This window comes from Shewanella sp. 10N.286.52.C2 (assembly GCF_002874545.1).
Classification (GTDB): Bacteria; Pseudomonadota; Gammaproteobacteria; order Enterobacterales; family Shewanellaceae; genus Shewanella.
The window spans coordinates 57,473-77,308 of the sequence record NZ_MCTV01000009.1 but is presented as its reverse complement, the minus strand read 5'-3'; the positions used below and the strand labels follow the sequence as shown (position 1 = coordinate 77,308).

The following is a 19,836-nucleotide window of genomic DNA, read 5'->3' as shown; positions in this document are numbered from 1 at the left end:
TATTATAAGAAAACGATATCCGCCCTCAGAAAATTATTAAACTATTGAGTTGTAACCGTTCATGATAACCATATTTTTTATCAAATTTTAATACGGGCGTACAGTACTGCTATTGAGTGCTGCCATTGAATAATTAAAAAGGCCTTCACAAATATTTGTGAAGGCCTTTTTTGATAATAGTTATTGTCATCGTTTATTGATAAATAGGGACATTACTTTCTCATCATTCTCGCCACATACATGCCGTCACTATTGGCTTCAAAGGGCCATACGGTAATATGCTCAAGCTTAGCTTGGGTAAATGGGTGTACGCTGGTGATCAACTCAAAGTCACTATTGTGTTGTAAAAATTGCTGCACCACTTGTTCGTTTTCAAGCGGTGATAATGAGCAGGTTGCGTAGACGAGTTTGCCGCCTGGTTTTACCGCCTTTGAACTGCGAGTTAAAATATCTAACTGCAGTGCGGGTTTATCTTCGATACAGCTTGGCTCATCTATCCAGCGCATATCTGGGTTTCTGCGCCATGTGCCAGTGCAACTACATGGGGCATCAACCAGTACGCCATCAAAATGGGCTTTGGCTACCGGTAAAGCATCGCTTTTCCAGCGCGCCACAGTAATGCTGTCAAAATTTGCCCGTTTAGCGCGCTTATTAAGCTCTTCTAGGGCTTTTGAACGAATATCTGATGAGGTAATAGTACCTGCTGTATTGTTGTTTGAGGCGGCATTTTGCAGCATCAATGAGCGCAGCTGTAATGTCTTACCGCCCGCGCCACTACAGGTGTCCCACCATTGCTCGTTTGCTAAAGGCTGACAGACATTGCCGATAACTTGCGAGGCTAAATCTTGAATTTCAAGTTTGCCCTGTTTGTATAAATCAACGTCATTAAGGTTAATGCTTTTGCTGCCAAGACTTAATGCATCAGCAAAGTATTCACTGGCTTGTGCGTCAATACCTGCAGCCTGTAATGTGCTTACTGCGGATGCTGTATCAATGCGCTGCGCTCTTGCCCAAATGGGAGGACGGCTACTCATGGCTTCAATCAATTTTAGTTTGTTTTGCTGATCATCAATGGTGCATAGCGCCCAAAACCAATCGGGTAATAGTTGAGTTTCAGCAAATTCAATGGTCGTGAATAACTGGCCCATAAGGCTATTTTTATGGCTAACATCAAAGTTTGCACTTGATTGCGGATTAGATGAGTTAGCAACATCATTAGCGTCAATGGTGTGATTTATCAAGCTGACTTGTTCGGGGCTTAAGCCGCCAAATTGTTGCCACGCATCAGCAAACTGACGCCATTGATGCTGCTCAAGTAAGGCGCAAGTGCTGAGCATTTGATACCAAGTTTGTTGCTCATGCTGAGAACCCAGCTGTTTTAGCCAGCCCCACCAACGAAATAGCCCAAATAAGGTTTCGCGGATCACGCGGCGATCTTTTGAGCCATGTTTTTTGTGCTCACGGAAGTAGTTCGCCACAATCCTATCTGCAGGCATTTTAGTGTCTAATACTTCATCGAATAACTTTTTGATGGTGGCAGAGTAGCTTAATGCTCTTTTTTCTGCGGGAGTATTAGCTTGAAGATGGGGTTGATTAACTGGTTCCATGACTCACTCAGGTTGGCTTTGCAGCGCAATGGGGATAATAGTGCTGCAGTTTACCATGACTGCTACTGTTGTTAAATCCGTGGTTGCAAGGTCAACAGCGGTTAAATCAAGGTATGTGACCTCAAATGCGACTAATCCTTAGATTAGTCGCCTTCCATTTTGTGGATAAAAGACAATTTAGTAAACAGCTCTATTAAAATGGGTGGTCTACCATCACCCATGCATTGGTGGCTTCATCTGATTGGGCGATATCAAACCTTACAATGATCCCTGCGGTTAATGCTCTAAGAGAAATGCCGTAATCAAATTTCAAATCGGTTAATAATTCATTGGCGGTATAAGCCTCGCCAACGCGGCCAGCTTCAACAAAGCCCACCAATTGAAACCAATCTAGACGTAAAAATTTAAGCCAGTTTACATCTTCGATGGGGTTGTTTTTGAAGGTATAGCGATATTCTGCAGTGCCGTATATGGAGGCTTTATCATGAAAACGGCTGTTGTCATAACCGCGCATTCGATAAAAACCACCAAGTGTTGCGCCTTCGCTGTAAGGGGCATCATTGGTGATCCGCCTGCCTCCTTCGTCGTTATACTCAAGCTTCCATGAGGGCGAGTAACCTGTCCAAAAATTTAACGCTAATATACGCTGGGATGCCCAGTCGGAGGCGCCAAAAGAGAAGTATTTACTGGCTTCAAATTCGATAAATGTCCACTGATTATCAGAATCTAGCCAAGCCGCATCATGGGAAATGGCGACAAACTGCTTACTGCCGTAACTGGGGTTTCGTGAAAAGTCGGTATTATCATAAAGCAGTCCTAAACTCATCGCATGAACGGCGCCATCTAATTCTCCGTCTTCAAATTCAAAGGTTTCAAAGCGGTTAAATTGTTTCAGTGTCGCCACTGTGGCTCCAGACTCAAGCGGATTCCAGCTGTCACCGCCAGAGGGTTTTGAGCTCAGCAAGCCGCGGGTTAGTTCATAGTGTACTTGGCCTTTATCACGTGTTGCGCCAATGGGTAGGGTGTATTCAAGCTGTATATTCCACCAGTTTGACGAGCCATCAGCTTGTAAAAACTGTTCATTTGATGAGTCATTACTACCAGGGATAGGTGTGCCTGCAGGGGTATAATTTAAGGTGCCCCCTGCGTAGGCTTTTTTCTGTGGATAATAACCGACAAAGCCAACGGCACTTAAAAAGAAGCGTTCGGTTCGTGGTATTTTAAAGTTCCAAATTCCTGCGCCAACACCGTAACTGACATCGCCACCATAGACAGTAGCGCCAATCGTCATTTGTTCTTGTCCATAACCACTGACCATAGTGCCAATGCCTAAGTTTAATCCCATTGAGTCAGTGCTGAAAGCGAAGGGGAGTATCAGCTCTTCGGTACCAACCCTTGGGGACTCAGCGCGATTAACGATGGATTTGATATTCTTTGGCGCGCTATGGGCAAAAGATTGCGTCAGTAATAGTGAAAAGGCCAAAAGGGCGGTGAAATAGTATCGAGTCGAAGCTCGGGAAAAGCGCATTTTTATCATCCGTGAGCCTTTAACATTGTCGGTGAGTACGTAATTAACGGGCTGATAGTTAATCATTTTATTTATTAGATAAATATAGATGAAGTTGATTAAAAATCTAATTCGGCGGCTAATTTAGGCCATATTTATTGCGACTAGTTTGAGGGCGACGAGTGATAGCAGAGATTAAATCGCTATCACTAAATGCTATTTTGCCCCCAAAAGCTCAGTTGTTTGCTTGCAAGAATGGCTAAGATCAAGCGAAGTATCGAGTAAATGGGTATCGACGCCATACAAGCCGATAAGCGTATTAAACAAATTGTCATGGGAATGTGTCCCCTGACTCACTTGCGTGATGATACATTGACGGTCGAGTTGCTTTGACTGGGTGTAGCTTTCTGGTAACCATAGATACCAAGGCACATGGGTTTGCTCTGCTGGCGCAAAGGCATAAGGGGTGCCATGAAGATACATGCCGCTTTCACCTAGTGATTCACCATGATCAGAGATATACATCATTGCCACTTCATAATCGCTGGCATATAGCTCTAATAGTTTTACGATTTCTGACAAAATATAATCGGTATAAACTAAGGTATTGTCATAGACATTGATGATTTCTTCATCACTGCAATTTTCAAGATCGCTGCGCTCGCAGGCGGGGCTAAAATGCTGCTTATCTTTAGGGTAACGCTTGAAATAGGTAGGCCCATGGCTCCCTATCGAGTGCAATATCAATAATTGATTGGTTAAGGTTTGCTGCTTGTTTTCTAATCTCTGCTCGATATGTGAAGCGAACTCGCGCACCAGTACTTGATCATAACAGCTACTACCGTCACACAAGTCATCACTTGAGTCAGTCGGAATATTAAACTCAATCACATGGGCTGCCAGATGTTTATCACCGCCATCATTGTCAAGCCACACCACTTCTGCGCCTGCTGTATGAATAATGTCTAGTAGGTTGTCACTGGCCAGTGCTTTTTCACGGTTATAATTATCGTGAGTGAGGTCGGAAAACATGCAAGGTAATGAATGCGCGGTCGCGGTGCCACATGAGCTGACGTTATTAACAATAATGAAGTCTAAATTTTCAGTGTAAGGATTGGTGTTTCGATGATAACCGTAATAAGCCATATTTTGAGCGCGGGCTGTTTCGCCGACGACCAGTACAAATAAAGTTGGCTTAGTTGGGTTGATATCGATTAAGCGTGCATCTTGGCCTCTAACGGTATAAGGCAAGGGGGTGACAAAGTTGTTTTTATAAAGATATTTTACCGTATTGAAAGCATGGGCTGGTATGATCATTTTTTTAAGGTAAGTATTATTTCGCCCCATGGACACATAGTCCTTATAAAAGCCTAGCAGCACGACTCCTATTAAACCTAAGCCTACAACCACTAATGTTGAGCGTCTCATTAAGGATTTAACTACGCTTTGTGATGGCGTTAGGCGCACTCGCCACAACCATATGGTTGGAATTAGTCCAAACACCACGATATATAAAATAGACGTGGTGCTGATATAGGACAGGGCTTCGCCAGTATTGGTTTCAAAGATATTTTCAATCATGGCGTAATCAAAATATACCTGGTATTTCATGGTGCCATACATGGCTGCTGCAGAGGTGAGCAGTAAGATTGTCAGTAAGGGTTTAAAGATAAACCGAGACGAAAATAAGCAAAAAACAATGATAAAAATGCCCAAGAGTACGAGCGCCGGCGTAAGAGAGAACACTAAATGGCTATCAGTTGATAATTGAAAAATACGTTGGATAAGCCCAAAGTTAATCACCAGCGCAAAATACAGCGCCATCAGCACTATCATCGTTTCTTTGCTGAGTTCTTTTGGGTTAATGGCAGAATATAGGCGCGAGAATGCTGTCATATTAAATGCCTGCTGGTGATGTTAGTCTCTAGTTTTATACTAGTTGAAATTTGGATAGTCGTCCGCTAATTCACCGACACGGTTTTCAGTGTCTTGGTTAGTCTCGTTTAGCGGCGAATGTTTATCTGTTTAAAGCAAACTCTATCCACGGCCGTTTTATCACGATGATATAAGTCATTATCACTAAAAATCTAAGTCTAAGGCAAAGCATAAATAGCTCATTAAACCGATGGTATGCTTGAACTCTTCAGCGCAGAACTCAACAAAATTATCAGCGCAGACTTGCTCAATGGTGACAGGTTTGATGGCAATAAAATCTTTGCGCTTTAATTCTTCAATGAATGGATGATCTTTATCAAATCCACGCGGTGGTCTTATTAAACGGTCCCCAGATAACTCAAACCCAGCTGCGGCTAATTGTACCGAAGCCTTTTTATAACCGTTAGGGTTTTCATCAATACAATGACGAATGGCATTGAGGGCTTTTGATTCAGGATGCCATATTCCTGCCGCTAAAAAACAACCATCATTGGCAAGGTGTAAATATATGCCCGGGGCATGGACATCTTTTGCTTGAAAATGCCGAAACTGAATACCGACGTTAAGCTTATAAGGGCTTTTATCTTTACTGAATCGACTGTCTCGTTGAGGGCGCATCATACTGCCACCGACTTTTTTAGGTACTGCAGTCAGCCTTGGCGATAAGCTGAGGATGGGCCCTTGCATGGCTTCGATAAACTTAAGGGTTGGGGTGCGCACCAAATCTTCATAGGTTTGCTGATGTTGCTTAAACCATTCTCGGTTGTTGTTATCAGCTAACTGACTTAAAAAATTAAAGCTTTGTTGAGAATACATTGGCTGCCTTATTAGTCTTAATCATTCATTGTCTCATAACGGCATATGATAACCATTAGTTCAAATACTTGTTCAATCATATAGATTAAGGTTAAATTCAATCTATTAACAGCTAGGGTTAAGTATCAGAAAGGCTTATATTAAGCTAGCGCTATGCACTGTCAAAGGCTAATTATTGCAGTATTGATAGTCTAGCCTTGGGATTAAACAGAAAACGTTAAAGGTTTACCATGACGACATCGTTACAAGTGCTTGGTTGGTGTGAATGGGCCACATTTCCAGAAATTGCTAATGAACGGGTCAATATGAAAATTGATACCGGCGCCAAAACATCATGCTTACATGCTTTTAAAATTGAACCCTTTATAAAAAATGACCAAGATTGGATTAAAGTGTGGTTTCATCCTCAGCAAAAGTCGCTGCGTGAAGTTGTGTGTGAGTTTGCGGTGTTTGATCGTCGTAATGTCAAAGATTCTGGCGGACATATAACCAGCCGTTATGTGATAAAAACGCCGATTATCATTGGTGAGCATCATTTTGATATTGAGCTGACATTGACTGCTCGTGACAATATGCAATTTAGAATGCTGCTGGGCAGAAGGGCATTATCAGGAAGATTTTTGGTAGATTCATCCGCATCATACTTGCTTGGCGCTTAATTTAAATTGGTTTTTATTCACAAAACTGAGTCATAAAATAAGGACTTATCGTGGCTTTACATTCCGTATCAATCATCAACCCAACCGTTAGCTCATCGTCTTCGGCTTTAGCTGCTATTTCTAATTCAAGCCCTGTAAAGATGACGCCTTCTAAAATCGTCTGTATTGGTCGTAACTATGTCGATCATATCCAAGAGCTGGGCAATGAGATACCTGCAGATATGGTGGTATTTTTAAAACCCAATTCGGCCATCACAACAGAGCTTATTGCTTTTCAACAAGAGCCTATTCATTACGAAACTGAGTTATGTTTTGTCATGAAAAATAACCAATTTTCAGCTGTAGGTGTGGGGTTAGATTTAACCAAAAGGGCACTGCAATCTAGCCTCAAAACCCAGCAACTACCTTGGGAACGGGCAAAAGCCTTTAACGGCTCGGCGCTATTCAGTGACTTTATTCCCCTTGATTCATTAGGTAAATCAGCCTGCGAAAAGTGGGCTTTTCAATTATCAATCAACGAAAAAGTTATCCAAGTGGGTCACAGCGACTTAATGATGTATAGCACATCTGCCATTAAGCAATCGTTAACTGAATTTATCAGTTTAGAAGACGGTGATATTGTGATGACCGGTACCCCAAAAGGTGTGGGAATGGTTAATGCTGGTGATGTTTTTACCATTAAACTATGGGCAGGAAAAGAGTACCAGGATAGTCATTCAATTGAGGCTTACATGTCGAACAATACGCCTTTGCTAACCCAGCAATGGTTGGCTAAATAGTTTTGTTCAAGATAGTAATCTGATGCTTAGCCGCGAAAGCTTAAAGAGGAAATTTTGATTTTAAGGTCTATACTTTTAGCGAAAGACCTTTATCTTAAATCCTGCTAAAAGGAAAGTTAGTCTGTTATCAGGCTAATCAATTAGCTATAAATGAGCGGCTAATTAAATATGACATTTCCTAATTCCTGTATAGAAAAGTATTATCATTTATATCAAAACTTGTTCAATTTCTCTGGTGTGTCATGGTGGTTAATCGATTTATCTGAAGACAGTAATACCTACTATTGCAACGATAGTATGTGTGACATGTTTGCTTTAGATAAACAATTAAATCATCACAGCGTTAAAAAAACCTGTCCCATTGCTGGTGATTACAATAAAAATATTGCTATCAAAGACTCCCAAAAAGCCAACAAGATCCGAGATGATTATCTTAAATTAACAAACGGTGTCATCGAAGAGTTTAATAATCGTTTTCCTTACTACGACAGTCGCGTTGACGATGTACTTTATTTTACCAGTAAAGCAAGGGCGGTACTGCGTGATGATAAAGGCAACGCAATCATTTTATTTGGAGTAATTGAGTGTGAACGCACCAGTGTAGAACTGTTTAAACTATTGAAAATAGATAGTTTAACTGGGCTTAATAACCGCCGAGAATTTGATTCTCAATTAGATTTTGTTATTAACTTAGCCAAAAGAGAGCATCAAAATGTCTCTTTAATCATGTGTGATATTGATTACTTTAAAGCTTACAACGATAGTTTGGGTCATTATCAGGGCGATCAATGCTTAATAAAAGTGGCTCAGTGTATTGCCCGAGTATGCAGCCGTTCGACAGATGTGGTGTGCCGCTATGGTGGCGAAGAGTTTGCCATTATTTGTTATGGCGAAAATGTAGATACGGCTGCACTGGCAGAAGATATTCGTAAAAGTGTCTTTGAGTTAAGTATCCCTCATTTTCATGGGGTAGAGCCCGTAGTCACAATGAGTGTGGGTTTTGTTACCATGACGCCAGATGTTGATACAACGGCCAGAGAGTTTATTGAAAAAGCGGATAGTGCGCTTTATCGCGCCAAAGAGCAGGGCAAAAATTGCTGCATTGAATTTACACTTGAAGTGGCTTAATTATGGTGTCTTTATCAATATCTGTCGAGATCCCCGTGATCCGAGCGAAGCGAAAGTTGCGGGGGTAGTTCACTAGGTTGACTGGATACGGTTTGGGCGATGGTATAAGTACAATTTGGGTTTATCTGAATATATGGATCTAGAATGTTAAATCTATAAGCCTGTAGAGTAAGGCTTATAGATTGAATTTGTATCATTCTCAGAGTTAATTCACCGCAGATTTCTCTAGCCGGCAGTGTTAAAAATCTGGCTAAATGAAGGGCGTTGATGAATTTCAATTGGCACACTTAGTTTTCTTGCTAAGTCACTAGCTGCAATAATACCGCGAATATGATGAAGTTCGTGATCAATCACTAACATATGGTGCAAGCTGTTTTCTTTTAAAATACGTACCACATCGCTGACTTTTGCAGTGGCAATTTGATCATAGTCAAACGCTTGAAGATCTTCTCTTTTTACCATGACATCAGTCACTAGCACTTCATCAATGTTGTGTTCTAGCTTTTTCGCTGTCATTAATAAATTATGATGTGAGAGCTCTTGCATGGTAACCACACCAAGGAATTTATCATCCTTATCAATAACAAGTCGCATATAAGCATGGGTTTTTTCCATGATTTTACCTGTGCCTACCGCAGTGGTTGACGCATCAACTACGATTGGACGGGCAACATCAAAGTCAGTAAAAATATCTAATGCAGGTGAGTCCATATGTGCAACTTGAACTTTGCTTGACCATAGTAAGTGATCGACAGATGCGGTGCTGAATAGTTGTAAATTTCTCATTGGCTAACTCCGTTACATTAAAATAAGTAGATCTGGTAACTGAATATAGCGTTGGCTAACTTTCAGGATTGGTGCGACGTTTAAAATTGAGGGGCATCAAAAAAACCATAACCTTAGGCAGTAAGAATAGCGCTGCTTAAACATGTAAGGCAAGTACATGAATGACATTTAATATTGGTTAAGCCATTGTTGTGGTTGTGAGTTTTATGTGTGGTGTGTGCCTAGTTGTGTTAATGTCGAACCTCTCTAAATTGACGAATCCATTTATCCATGGTTGGCTTGCCTACACTCATGTTTTGAGCAGCTTCAACAATTGAGTAATTTTGAGCTAGCACTAAATTGAGAAGATTCAAGTTTGAACCCTGCGCGAAAAAGTCTTCTTGTACGTTGCTCATAGTGTCACCTGTTAACTTATGAGGTGATGATATCATCTCTAACTAGGTGGCCAAATTAGCTATGACACTACTGACTCCACTCCACAAACTAAGTGCTGCTGTTGCAAGACAACGGCTATCAACAAAGTATGGCGACACAGAAATACAACACAGGCATTTTTACAAACCTAAAAACAGCTACGTTGGAATGTGCTACGACCTAAGGCCAACACTTAACGCGAATAGCGCTATAAAGATGCCTTATTGCTTTCGCATCAGTAAATACATTGCCGCACTAAGTAGTAGCATGGCAATGGTTGTATAAATCCAGTTAACATCGATATTGCCACCTGTCATTAATACAAACACCGGGATTAGAAAAACATAAGCTGAAACTTATTGCTTTCGCATCAGTAAATACATTGCCGCACTAAGCAGTAGCATGGCAATGGTTGTATAAATCCAGTTAACATCGATATTGCCACCTGTCATTAATACAAACACCGGGATTAGAAAAATATAAGCTGAAACTTGTTGCGGTGCTAATTTTACACTGGCTTTTTGAAACAGGAAAAAGCTAATCGCAGTGGCAAAAACAGCAAGGTATAAGCACGCCAACCAAGCATTGCCAGAGACCTGTTGCCAGTTGAAGTCGATTATCTGTGGGGTTAAACAAACCGATAATATAATCGCGGCAGCGATTAGGCTCCAGCCAGTAAATACCATAAAGTTCTCTTGTCGATAGCAGGCTTTTATGACCAGAGGATTAGCTGCCATAGCAATGCAGCCCAGCATAAACAGACTGTAACCTGTGTTCCATTCAAAATCCAAGTTAGCATTCGATTGCTGCAGGACTAAAAAAAGTGACGCACTAAAGCCGACAATAAGTGCTAACCAATGGCTTAACTTACCCACCTTTCTATAAATTAGCATGGTTAATACAGCCGTAATTAACGGCAGCGCAGTGGAGAGTGCACTGGTGGCAAAGGCCGAGGTTTTAGTTAAGGCACTAAACATGGCAGAAAAATAACCCAGTGCGGGCAAGGATACTAAGGCATAACGCAATAGGCTTTTAGCGCTAGGTAAATTAAAGCGCCGAGTAACAATTAATAGGACCACAAATAATGAGGCAGCAATAACGTATCTAAGCCAAGTGGCAATCATTGGTGGAACCTCAAGCATTAATTGCTTGCCTACAGGAAAAGTCATCGCAATGATGAAGGTGAAAAATAGCATTTGGATATGGGGACGCGCCGACTTAAACATATGTAAACCTTAAATGAAAAAAGGGGCGAAAACTCGGCCCTTTAGTGTTAATTCTAGCGACTTTTTCACATCGTGCTTTTTAAATAGCGACTTTGCTCTATGGGAATTAATGCTCCCTTTGAACGCTTTGTTGCCAAAACTGCTTCGACAAGTTGGCCGTTTTATTGGATAAACGAGTCATTTGCTCACATTTGATTTTAGCTTGGTCTGTTTGCGCTAAGCTGGTATTGGATAACTCATTAATCACCACGATGGATTGACTGATATCTTCGGCTACCGAGGCTTGTTGGCTCATGGCGGTGGCATTCATTTCTGCCATCGCCTGAATATTATCTAACGAGGCGCGTAACTGATCAAAAGCGCTATCGGCATCCTCTGCTAATTTCACTGAAAGATCCGCTTGTGCCTGACCTGCATCCATAGCTTTAGCTGCGCTTTGGGTACTTTGCTGAAAATTGCTCACAATGCTACCAATTTGAGTGGTGGACTCAGTGGTTCGCATCGACAATTGACGCACCTCATCAGCCACTACGGCAAAACCTCGACCAGATTCCCCCGCTCGGGCGGCTTCAATGGCGGCGTTAAGCGCCAACAAATTAGTTTGCTCAGCAATGCCTTTTATCTCACTAAGTACTGCTGAAATAGCATGGCTGTCATGTTCAATTGATTCAACAATGGTTGAGAAATGGGTCACTTCTTGTCTTAACTTACTAATGGCAGCAACTACATTCACCATACGTTCCTGACCTAATGTGGAAGCGTTATGACTACGGGTAATTTCTTGAGCTGTGTTATTGGTGTTATCACTGACTTCAGTAAAGCTGGTGGTCATTTCCTCCATGGCTGTGGCGACCTGAGTAGTTTGCTGGCATTGGCTTTGAGCACGCTCACGCGTATCAATAATAGTCTGATTAAGTTGCTCACTTTGTTCACTAATTGATGTGGCTGAATCAGCCATGCGGCCAACGACGCCACCGGTTTCAGTGATTAAGTAATTTAATGCTAAATCGATTTTGCTTATGTCAGTTTGGCTACCGGTTAAAATGCCGCAGGCAATGGGGTCGTCAATGATGGTAGTGGCTTTAACCATTAACGCTTTCAAGGGTTGGCAAAGGTAGTTTATGCCTAGTGCTGCGACAATAGTGCAGATTGTCGCGGCCGCAATGCTAAGGGCTGGAGTTGAAATCATGCTGGTGGCAATTGTGCTGATTAACAAGATAAACATTGCCCATAAACTTAGCTTGCCGACAAAACTCATGATGGGACTAGCGAGTTCTTTTGGCGCTATGCCATCATTGAGTTGCTGATAAACCTTTTCTGCAGTCGCAATTTGGGCTTTGGTTGCTTTACGACGAATCGACTGAAATTCATGTATTTCACCATTTTCATATACTGGCGAGATATAGGCATTAACCCAGTAGTATTTACCGCTTTTAGTACGGTTTTTGACGATACCAACCCAAGGTTTTCCGGAGTTAATACATTGCCACATAGACTCGAATGCTTGGGGCGGCATATCTGGATGGCGAACAATATTATGGGGCTGCCCATATAATTCATCTGCGCTAAATTCTGAGATGTTGATGAACTCTTGATTGGCGTATTTAATGTTTCCTTTAAGGTCGGTGGTCGATAACAGAATGCAGTTATTGGTGAGTGCTCGCTCACTATTTATAATAGGTTGATTTATACGCATGGTAACCATTAGAGGATATAAAAGTGGCTACATTTTGCCTGAGCTGCATTATGGATAAATTGATAGCGGTCAAGTATTTATGATCTATTGTTAAGATTTAAATATTAGCATTTCAATATGTTAACTTTAAAATTAATCTGTTTCACCGTGTCTTATTATTACAAGGGCAAAATGACCAAGTGAGATAAAACAGCTAAGCAGCCAAAAGGGGGAATTACTTTCCTCAGGTCTTTTGTCATTCCCTAATTTGTTGCTTAGACCGAATTTTGCAATAAATAGATTAACAATTTAAAGCTTCAGAAATCACTATTGCTTATCAAGATAATCAACCACGGCCTCAGTGCGACTTTCTGCATGTTCGATTAACTCATCAATAGCGCGATAGAAGTCACTTGAGCTTTCTAAGAATGAATAACCTGACAATTCAGTGGTGGCATAGGGCTCAATTAATGCTGAGTAACTGTTGTAGATCGCCTGCATTTTATTCGTTTCATAGGCATCATTAATTACAGTGAGTAAATATTGGTTATAGGTATCGCGATAAGTGTCATCGGCATAAATTTTAGCAATCAGTGGCCAGCTGTTTGAATTAATATCGGCAAAATCTAACGCTAGAGCGCCGCCCATTTTGCCATCTTGTAAGGCTTCATTATTGTCCCATGGGATCCAGGTGAGTTTTGCGGTATCTGGGTCGTTGTATAAGTAAAAATTATGCGGCATTAGGCCATAGGTGTCCCAGTTTTGAATCACCCCGTTTACGGCTAAATACTTAAGGAACACATCCACATCAAATACCGCTTCAAGGTTTGCGCGCCAGGTTTGTGGGTCAGTGCTGGCAGTATCGTCATGTAAGGCGTCAAATAATGCGAGGATATCTGACCAATCCTCATCATCTTCATTGGTTTTCTTCTCAAAGTTGTCTTGGCTAAATGTGCCTTCAATAAACATGGCACCATCATCTTCTGGTTTATATAGGTTGCCATCATCGCTAGCAAACTGGCTATCAATCACAGTATCGTCGACTTCTTCAACCAGCGTATATAAGCCAAAATATTCAGGGCCGTCACCATGATCAACATACAAGGTGTAAAAAGCGGTATGTGATACTGCAAGGCCCGCATCTTTAAAGACATCAGCAGCGACTTTTTCACGTAAAAGTGACTCATCATCATAGTTATTTTTCAGGCTTAACTTTTTGAAACCATAAAAGCGTTGGTTATCGATTTGGGGGTAATCATCTTCAAATTCATCAAAATCTAACTTAAACGACAACTTAAGCACGCCGTTCTGCCAGCTTGATTGCAACGACGAGTTACCTTTAAAGCGGATCCCAACGCGATACCATTGCTTGCCTTCATAATAGATATCCGCAGGCACCATTATTGGGTTTTCATCGCTATCTAGAAGACTATTAGAACCTGAAGATGTGCCAAAACTGCCGTAGGTGTTCGTCATATCATCGAGCATGCTATTCCAGCGGTCTTCGGTAACCACAAAATCTAAGCGTTTGACTTCAGTATCACTGAATACTTCTTCAAAATTAGGATCGACATTTTTACTGTGAGTCTCATCAGTCCAATCAATGGTCTCAAAATCTGTGTCACTGTAATCCTCTTCTGGAATGATAATGCCAGTTTCAGGTGTGGTGTCTTCGGGCTCTGTGGTTTCGTCGTTACCGCTGCAACCTGAAAGTAATAAACCACAGCTAAGGCTTGCGAGTAATAAAAACTGTAAGGGGATCCCGGTTAATCGAGTCGATGAAAAGCAAGCAATATTGAGCATAAGAAACTCCTGATAATGACGCTATTTTTTGGTAAATGAACGGAATACAAGGTTGTTGTCAGGTTAGGGTAATCAATTAAAGTGCAGAACTGGTGCAGAAAGGGTGGAACAAAGCAGTAGTTTTATTGAACTGTCTTGATTGAACCGCCTTGATGGCACCATTTTGTTGGTCGTTAGTGAAGCAGCGCAGTCAATCGCTGCAATCACCTATGGATTTAGGGGGCTGAAAGCGGTTAAAACGATGGGACTGTATTATTAACCTAGTGCTTACTCGTTGTCAGTTAAGACTATACGTTGTCAGTTAAGACTATACGTGGTCAGTTAAGACTAGGCGTGGTCAGTAGAAACTCTAGCGACAATATCTGCAGTGGTACCGGTTTCAGCCAGCTTTGGGAATATAGAGTTAACGCTATTGTTATGAACATCCATATTAAAATCAGTAATGGCATCTGTAGCGATGGTGACATTGTAGCCCAGCTCAAATGCTTGTCTTGCGGTTGACTCTACTCCCATGCTGGTGGCTATGCCACTAATGACTACTTGGGTGACTTTTAATGATGCTAAGTATTTATGCAGCTCAGTTGAAGTAAAAGCGCCCCAAGTGTTTTTGGTTAACTGTAAATCCTCTTGCTGAGGTTGTAACTCATCAATCAAGTGGCTCCAATTTTCTGGTTTTTGTTGCTGCACTCTGACTTGTTCGGTGCGCCCAGGAGCGATGCCATCAACATTAACTAATACAATGGGCAAACTGGCATAGCGAAATAACGACACTAACTTACAACTATTCTCGATGACTTCTTGGATGGGGTGGCAAGTATCTAAGGTCACCAGACCTTGTTGTAAATCGATTACGATCAAGGCTGTTTGGGTATCAATGGTGGTAATACTCATAACGATAGCTCCTAGTTGTTAAGCGGCTTGGACTGACGAGGATCAAATACACCCAATATACCATCATAGCTTAACGGACAAGGGCTAGCATCACTGAGTCGGCAGTATCGTTGGTTTTTGGTGATAAATGACAGCAGTAACGGAAAATAATTTTACTTGGGATAAGGATGATTTTGCTGCTAACTCAGAGCCCTGAGTAATAACTGCTTGAATTACCACCTAGAAGCACGTAATACTCTTGCTAGCATGTTTATTGTTCAATCCGATATGGAGCATCGATTTTGGAGCATATAGTTTGGAATTTAGACCCTGTTATGTTGTCGTTTATGGGGCTAAAAATACATTGGTATGGCGTGTTGTTTGCCACCGCCATTATCAGTGGTTTTTTGGTTATGAGGCGTATTTATGTGCTTGAAGAACTTGATCTCGAGTCACTGGATGATTTAGTCATATATTGCGTGGTTGGCATTGTTGTGGGGGCGCGATTAGGGCACGTGTTATTTTATGAGCCAGGCTATTACTTTGCCAACCCCTTAAAAATATTTGCCATTTGGAAAGGCGGGCTTGCCAGTCACGGCGGCACGGTCGGCGTGTTATTAGCCATGTACCTTTATAAACGCAAGGTGCAGTTACCGTTTTTATTCTTGATGGATCGCATTGCCATTGCTACGGGGATTTTCTGCTTTTTCGTCCGTATGGCTAATTTTACCAATTCAGAAATTGTCGGGGTGCCAACTGATAAGCCTTGGGGAATAATTTTTCAGCGTATTGATATGCTGCCACGTCATCCGGCGCAATTATATGAAGCAATCACCTATTTAGGGCTATTTATTCTAATGTGGCTGCTATATCGCTTTACTGAGATGAAACAAAAACAAGGGGCATTATTAGGGCTATTTCTAGCGTTGGTTTATGGCTCACGTTATTTAATTGAATTTGTAAAAGTAAGACAGGCTGACTTTGCCCAAGATTGGAGTATGAGTGTAGGGCAAATGCTTAGCGTGCCATTTGTGCTATTGGGGCTAGGGTTAGTGGTTATGGCTTATATGAAAAAGCTGCCAGATGCTTCAGTCAGTTAGCTTTAAGCGATAAAAAAATGCCAGCGATTATATCGCTGGCATTTTTCAAAAAGGGATAGATATTTTGGTGCTGCAAAATGCTAAGCGCTCACTTGAGCTTAATCGCGCAAGGTCCTACTGCGTTTCTTAAGGGGACTAGCTTTTCATTGGCCAAGAGATTTTTTTACTCCCGTAGTAGCCAAGCAGCATACTGGCCATGAACCAGTAAATCGCCGACTCACCGCGTAACAAACTTGCCACCGCAGGTCCTGGGCAAATGCCTACCATTCCCCAGCCAAGACCAAAAATAACTGAGCCAATAATTAACTTAGGTGTAAGCCCCTGTGGCGTCGTTGGCATTTCATCGCCATTAACGGCATGAGTACGGGGTTTGATTAAAAAATGATAACTTGGCAAAAATACCAATAGTGCGCCACCAATAACAAACGCTAAGCTGCCATCCCAATTGCCGGTGACATCCAAAAAATTAAGCACCTTGTAAGGGTTTACCATTTGCGAAATATTCATACCTAAGCCAAATAACAGCCCGGTGATTAACCCTACTAAGACCTTAAACATGCACACCTCCAGACAACCACACCACTAACGCCGCACTTAACATAAATATCACAGTGGCAATCATTGAGCGCATTGATAGGCGACCTATGCCGCAAATACCATGGCCGCTAGTGCAGCCATTAGCGAGTTGGGTACCAATACCGACAGCTAACCCGCCAACCAATAACCAAGTTAATGAATAGTCAGGTAAAGCGGCAGTGTGAAGGCCCATTAAAGGGTCAAACAATAAACTGGCAGCCATGGCGATAACAAAAGCCACTCGCCATGCTCTGTCTTTGTTGTTAGCGCCAAAAATGCCGCCTAAAATGCCACTGATCCCGGCTGTTTTGCCACTCAATAGCATGAGCATGGTTACCGAAAGGCCTAATAGCATTCCGCCAAATAAGGCACTCCAAGGGGTGAATTCTGTCATTCAACACTCCAATATAATTTAACGGCTGTAACACCTAATTGTCAGCGTGGTAACAATTAACGCTATCGCGCAGCATTAATTTCACACAAGCCATTGTTAAAGCAAGGTTTTAGAGCAGTATACAAGAGCGGGTATATTAATAAAATCTAATCTTATGAAATTTTGTTTAACTAGTTGTGCATTAGAAAAAACTTATGGATAATGTGTTTTATTCAATATGTGAACTATATAGAACGATGAATAAAAAGTATGGCAGACGACATCGTCGCAAAACACTAAGTTGCCATTACAGTTATTTCAGTTCAGCAATCGGTTGTAACGGGAGAGAGTCATGTCAAAAATTTTAATTATCGGTGGTGTAGCGGGTGGCGGATCAGCTGCAGCGCGTGCTCGTCGTCTTAGTGAAGATGCTGAAATCATCATGTTTGAACGAGGCGAGTTCGTATCGTTCGCCAATTGTGGTTTGCCTTACCATATTGGTGGTGACATCAAAGATAGAAGCAAGCTATTGCTACAAACGCCAGAAAGTTTCTTGGCACGCTTTAACGTTGATGTTCGCGTCATGAATGAAGTAACTGCAATCAATAGCGTAACTAAGTCGGTCACGGTAAAAGATTTGATCAGTGGCAATGAATACACTGAAACTTATGACAAGCTGTTACTTAGCCCAGGTGCTGGCCCCATTGTTCCGCCTATTGCTGGCATTGATAATCCGCTGACGCACTCGTTACGCAATATCCCAGATATGGATCGCATTCTTAATACCATCAAAACCAATAAACCCGAGCACGCAACAGTGGTTGGCGGTGGCTTTATTGGGTTAGAAATGATGGAAGCGTTTCATCAACTAGGGATAAAAACCACTTTAATTGAAATGGCCGAGCAGGTGATGACTCCTGTTGATCGTGAAATGGCAGGATTTGCTCATGCTGAAATTCGCCAGCAAGGTGTGGATTTAAAACTTGGAGTAGCACTTGAAGCTGTTGAGTTTACTCCTTGCGATCATATCTTAAGTATTGAGTCGGGCGAAAATGAAGCCCACCAACACAAGCAAGGTAAGTTAAGCCTTAGCCTTAATAATGGTGAGTCCTTAGAGACTGATATTCTTATTATGGCCATTGGTGTTCGACCTGAAACCAAACTTGCTAAAGAAGCGGGTTTAAAAATTGGCGATTTAGGCGGTATTTATACCAATGAAAACATGCAAACCAGTGATCCAGATATTTATGCCGTTGGTGATGCAGTAGAAGACAAAGACTTTGTGACTGGTAAGCAAACCTTAGTGCCGCTAGCAGGGCCAGCTAACCGCCAAGGGCGTATGGCAGCAGATAATATGCTTGGCCGCAATGAAACCTATAAGGGTACACAAGGCACCGCAATTTGTAAGATTTTTGACCTTGCAGTTGCTTCAACAGGTCAAAATGAAAAGCAATTAAAGCGTGATGGCGTTGAATACCAAAAAGTGTATGTGCATACCGCAAGCCATGCAAGCTACTACCCAGGCGCAGAAATTGTCTCGTTTAAAATGCTATTTGACCCTAAAACAGGCAAGATTTTTGGCGCTCAAGCAGTGGGCAAAGATGGGGTCGATAAACGTATTGATGTGATGGCGGTTGCCCAACGTGCCGGTATGACAGTTGAACAGCTACAAGACCTTGAACTGACCTATGCACCGCCTTATGGCAGCGCTAAAGATGTCATCAACCAAGCGGCATTTGTAGCCAATAACCTTATCAAAGGTGATGCAAGCGCGATACATTTTGAAGAAATGGATGATTTATCGGCAGATCAACTCTTGTTAGATGTCCGTAACCCAGGCGAGCTTGAAGCGGGTGGCTGTATCGCTGGCGCGATTAATATCCCTGTAGATCAACTGCGTCAACGCATGAGCGAATTACCAAAAGACAAAGAAATCGTCATTTATTGTCAAGTAGGCCTGCGCGGTAACGTCGCTTATCGTCAGCTGGTGAATAACGGCTTTAAAGCCCGAAACCTTATCGGCGGTTACCGCACCTATAAGTTTGCTAAAGCATAAAAGCTTTTTTTAATTTTTAGTTGTTATTAAAAAAGCCTGCAGTAATTTGCAGGCTTTTTTTTAAGTTAACTGTCCCGTCCTGAGATAAGTTGAATATGCTTTTATTTCTAATTAGTTATTGTGCTCAGTAATTCAATGGCTAAAACTTTAGTATTGAAATTCAACTTAATCATTTAAATTTACCACTTGTAAGCTGAATTAGCTTATTTTTAAGGCTGTAGGTTACGGCTTATAGCTGTAGCAAGCTAAATAATGTATGTGAGCCTAGAAGATAATAACTGCGACACCCCATGGTGAAAGTACTTTGAGAACAAGGAGGTGGCTACATACTTTTAAACCTTAGGTAAACATGATGAATTACTCAAAGTTATGTCCATGCTGTAAAGAAGAAACCGTTTTTTATAAGATTCATCGTACTTTTTGGGAAAGAAACTTTAAGTATAAAGAGTGGGATAAGCTATGTTGTCACGCTTGCGAATCTATTTTTTTTATTAATAAAGTACACCCACAGCAACATAAAATAGTG

The 19,836-nt window shown here is 41.6% G+C and carries 16 protein-coding genes and 1 pseudogene; 5 read left to right on the top strand and 12 right to left on the bottom strand.

Going from position 1 to position 19,836, the window contains the following annotated elements; genetic code table 11:
• Positions 1-212: 212 nt before the first annotated feature.
• The 4 genes from BCU94_RS04485 to BCU94_RS04470 all read right to left on the bottom strand — a co-directional run bounded on the left by BCU94_RS04485 (position 213) and on the right by BCU94_RS04470 (position 5,865).
• Entirely contained in the window at positions 213-1,607 is a 1,395-nt protein-coding gene (locus tag BCU94_RS04485) for an RsmB/NOP family class I SAM-dependent RNA methyltransferase (protein ID WP_102475721.1), read from the bottom strand.
• Positions 1,608-1,800: 193 nt separating this feature from the next.
• A complete protein-coding gene (locus BCU94_RS04480; RefSeq protein ID WP_241904955.1) occupies positions 1,801-3,201 on the bottom strand; it encodes a BamA/TamA family outer membrane protein in 1,401 nt (466 codons plus the stop codon).
• A 129-nt stretch (positions 3,202-3,330) separates the two neighbouring features.
• Complete coding sequence (locus BCU94_RS04475; protein WP_102475719.1) at positions 3,331-5,010, bottom strand: phosphoethanolamine--lipid A transferase; 1,680 nt, start codon at positions 5,008-5,010, stop codon at positions 3,331-3,333.
• Between the two features lie 183 nt (positions 5,011-5,193).
• Positions 5,194-5,865, bottom strand: a complete 672-nt coding sequence (locus BCU94_RS04470; RefSeq protein WP_102437567.1) for a DUF2461 domain-containing protein — start codon at positions 5,863-5,865, stop codon at positions 5,194-5,196.
• A 230-nt stretch (positions 5,866-6,095) separates the two neighbouring features.
• On the opposite strand from BCU94_RS04470, the gene BCU94_RS04465 reads away from it, so the two are divergent.
• From BCU94_RS04465 to BCU94_RS04455, 3 genes are all read left to right on the top strand, one after another.
• On the top strand, positions 6,096-6,524 hold the full coding sequence (locus BCU94_RS04465) for a RimK/LysX family protein (RefSeq protein WP_102437565.1): 429 nt from the start codon (positions 6,096-6,098) through the stop codon (positions 6,522-6,524).
• A 140-nt stretch (positions 6,525-6,664) separates the two neighbouring features.
• A complete protein-coding gene (locus tag BCU94_RS04460) occupies positions 6,665-7,303 on the top strand; it encodes a fumarylacetoacetate hydrolase family protein (RefSeq protein ID WP_102475771.1) in 639 nt (212 codons plus the stop codon).
• Between the two features lie 168 nt (positions 7,304-7,471).
• A complete protein-coding gene (locus tag BCU94_RS04455) occupies positions 7,472-8,431 on the top strand; it encodes a diguanylate cyclase (RefSeq protein WP_102475718.1) in 960 nt (319 codons plus the stop codon).
• Positions 8,432-8,656: 225 nt separating this feature from the next.
• Here BCU94_RS04455 and BCU94_RS04450 read toward each other — a convergent pair whose 3' ends face one another.
• From BCU94_RS04450 to BCU94_RS04425, 6 genes and pseudogenes are all read right to left on the bottom strand, one after another.
• Positions 8,657-9,217, bottom strand: coding sequence for a CBS domain-containing protein (locus BCU94_RS04450; RefSeq protein WP_102475717.1), 561 nt, complete (start codon positions 9,215-9,217; stop codon positions 8,657-8,659).
• Between the two features lie 245 nt (positions 9,218-9,462).
• Positions 9,463-9,607, bottom strand: a pseudogene (locus BCU94_RS04445) (IS3 family transposase); the annotation flags it as partial.
• A 380-nt stretch (positions 9,608-9,987) separates the two neighbouring features.
• Positions 9,988-10,857, bottom strand: a complete 870-nt coding sequence (locus BCU94_RS04440; protein WP_102437559.1) for a DMT family transporter — start codon at positions 10,855-10,857, stop codon at positions 9,988-9,990.
• A gap of 106 nt (positions 10,858-10,963) precedes the next feature.
• Complete coding sequence (locus BCU94_RS04435; protein WP_102475770.1) at positions 10,964-12,553, bottom strand: PAS domain-containing methyl-accepting chemotaxis protein; 1,590 nt, start codon at positions 12,551-12,553, stop codon at positions 10,964-10,966.
• Positions 12,554-12,859: 306 nt separating this feature from the next.
• Positions 12,860-14,335 (bottom strand): CotH kinase family protein, encoded by a 1,476-nt coding sequence (locus tag BCU94_RS04430; RefSeq protein ID WP_102475716.1) that lies wholly within the window; start codon positions 14,333-14,335, stop codon positions 12,860-12,862.
• 327 nt (positions 14,336-14,662) lie between these two features.
• The gene (locus BCU94_RS04425) at positions 14,663-15,226 is read right to left on the bottom strand and encodes an isochorismatase family protein (RefSeq protein ID WP_102475715.1); all 564 of its coding nucleotides are present in this window, start codon (positions 15,224-15,226) and stop codon (positions 14,663-14,665) included.
• 281 nt (positions 15,227-15,507) lie between these two features.
• Here BCU94_RS04425 and lgt point away from each other — a divergent pair, with 281 nt between their 5' ends.
• The gene (gene lgt / locus BCU94_RS04420) at positions 15,508-16,305 is read left to right on the top strand and encodes a prolipoprotein diacylglyceryl transferase (RefSeq protein WP_102475714.1); all 798 of its coding nucleotides are present in this window, start codon (positions 15,508-15,510) and stop codon (positions 16,303-16,305) included.
• Positions 16,306-16,440: 135 nt separating this feature from the next.
• Here the strand turns inward: lgt and BCU94_RS04415 are convergent, their stop codons facing one another.
• Complete coding sequence (locus BCU94_RS04415; protein WP_198589356.1) at positions 16,441-16,863, bottom strand: YeeE/YedE family protein; 423 nt, start codon at positions 16,861-16,863, stop codon at positions 16,441-16,443.
• Complete coding sequence (locus tag BCU94_RS04410) at positions 16,856-17,275, bottom strand: YeeE/YedE thiosulfate transporter family protein (protein ID WP_076537249.1); 420 nt, start codon at positions 17,273-17,275, stop codon at positions 16,856-16,858. The genes BCU94_RS04415 and BCU94_RS04410 overlap by 8 nt, the downstream gene beginning before the upstream one ends.
• A 331-nt stretch (positions 17,276-17,606) precedes the next feature.
• Between BCU94_RS04410 and BCU94_RS04405 the strand changes: the two genes are divergently transcribed.
• On the top strand, positions 17,607-19,310 hold the full coding sequence (locus tag BCU94_RS04405; protein WP_102437550.1) for an FAD-dependent oxidoreductase: 1,704 nt from the start codon (positions 17,607-17,609) through the stop codon (positions 19,308-19,310).
• Positions 19,311-19,836 lie beyond the last annotated feature (526 nt).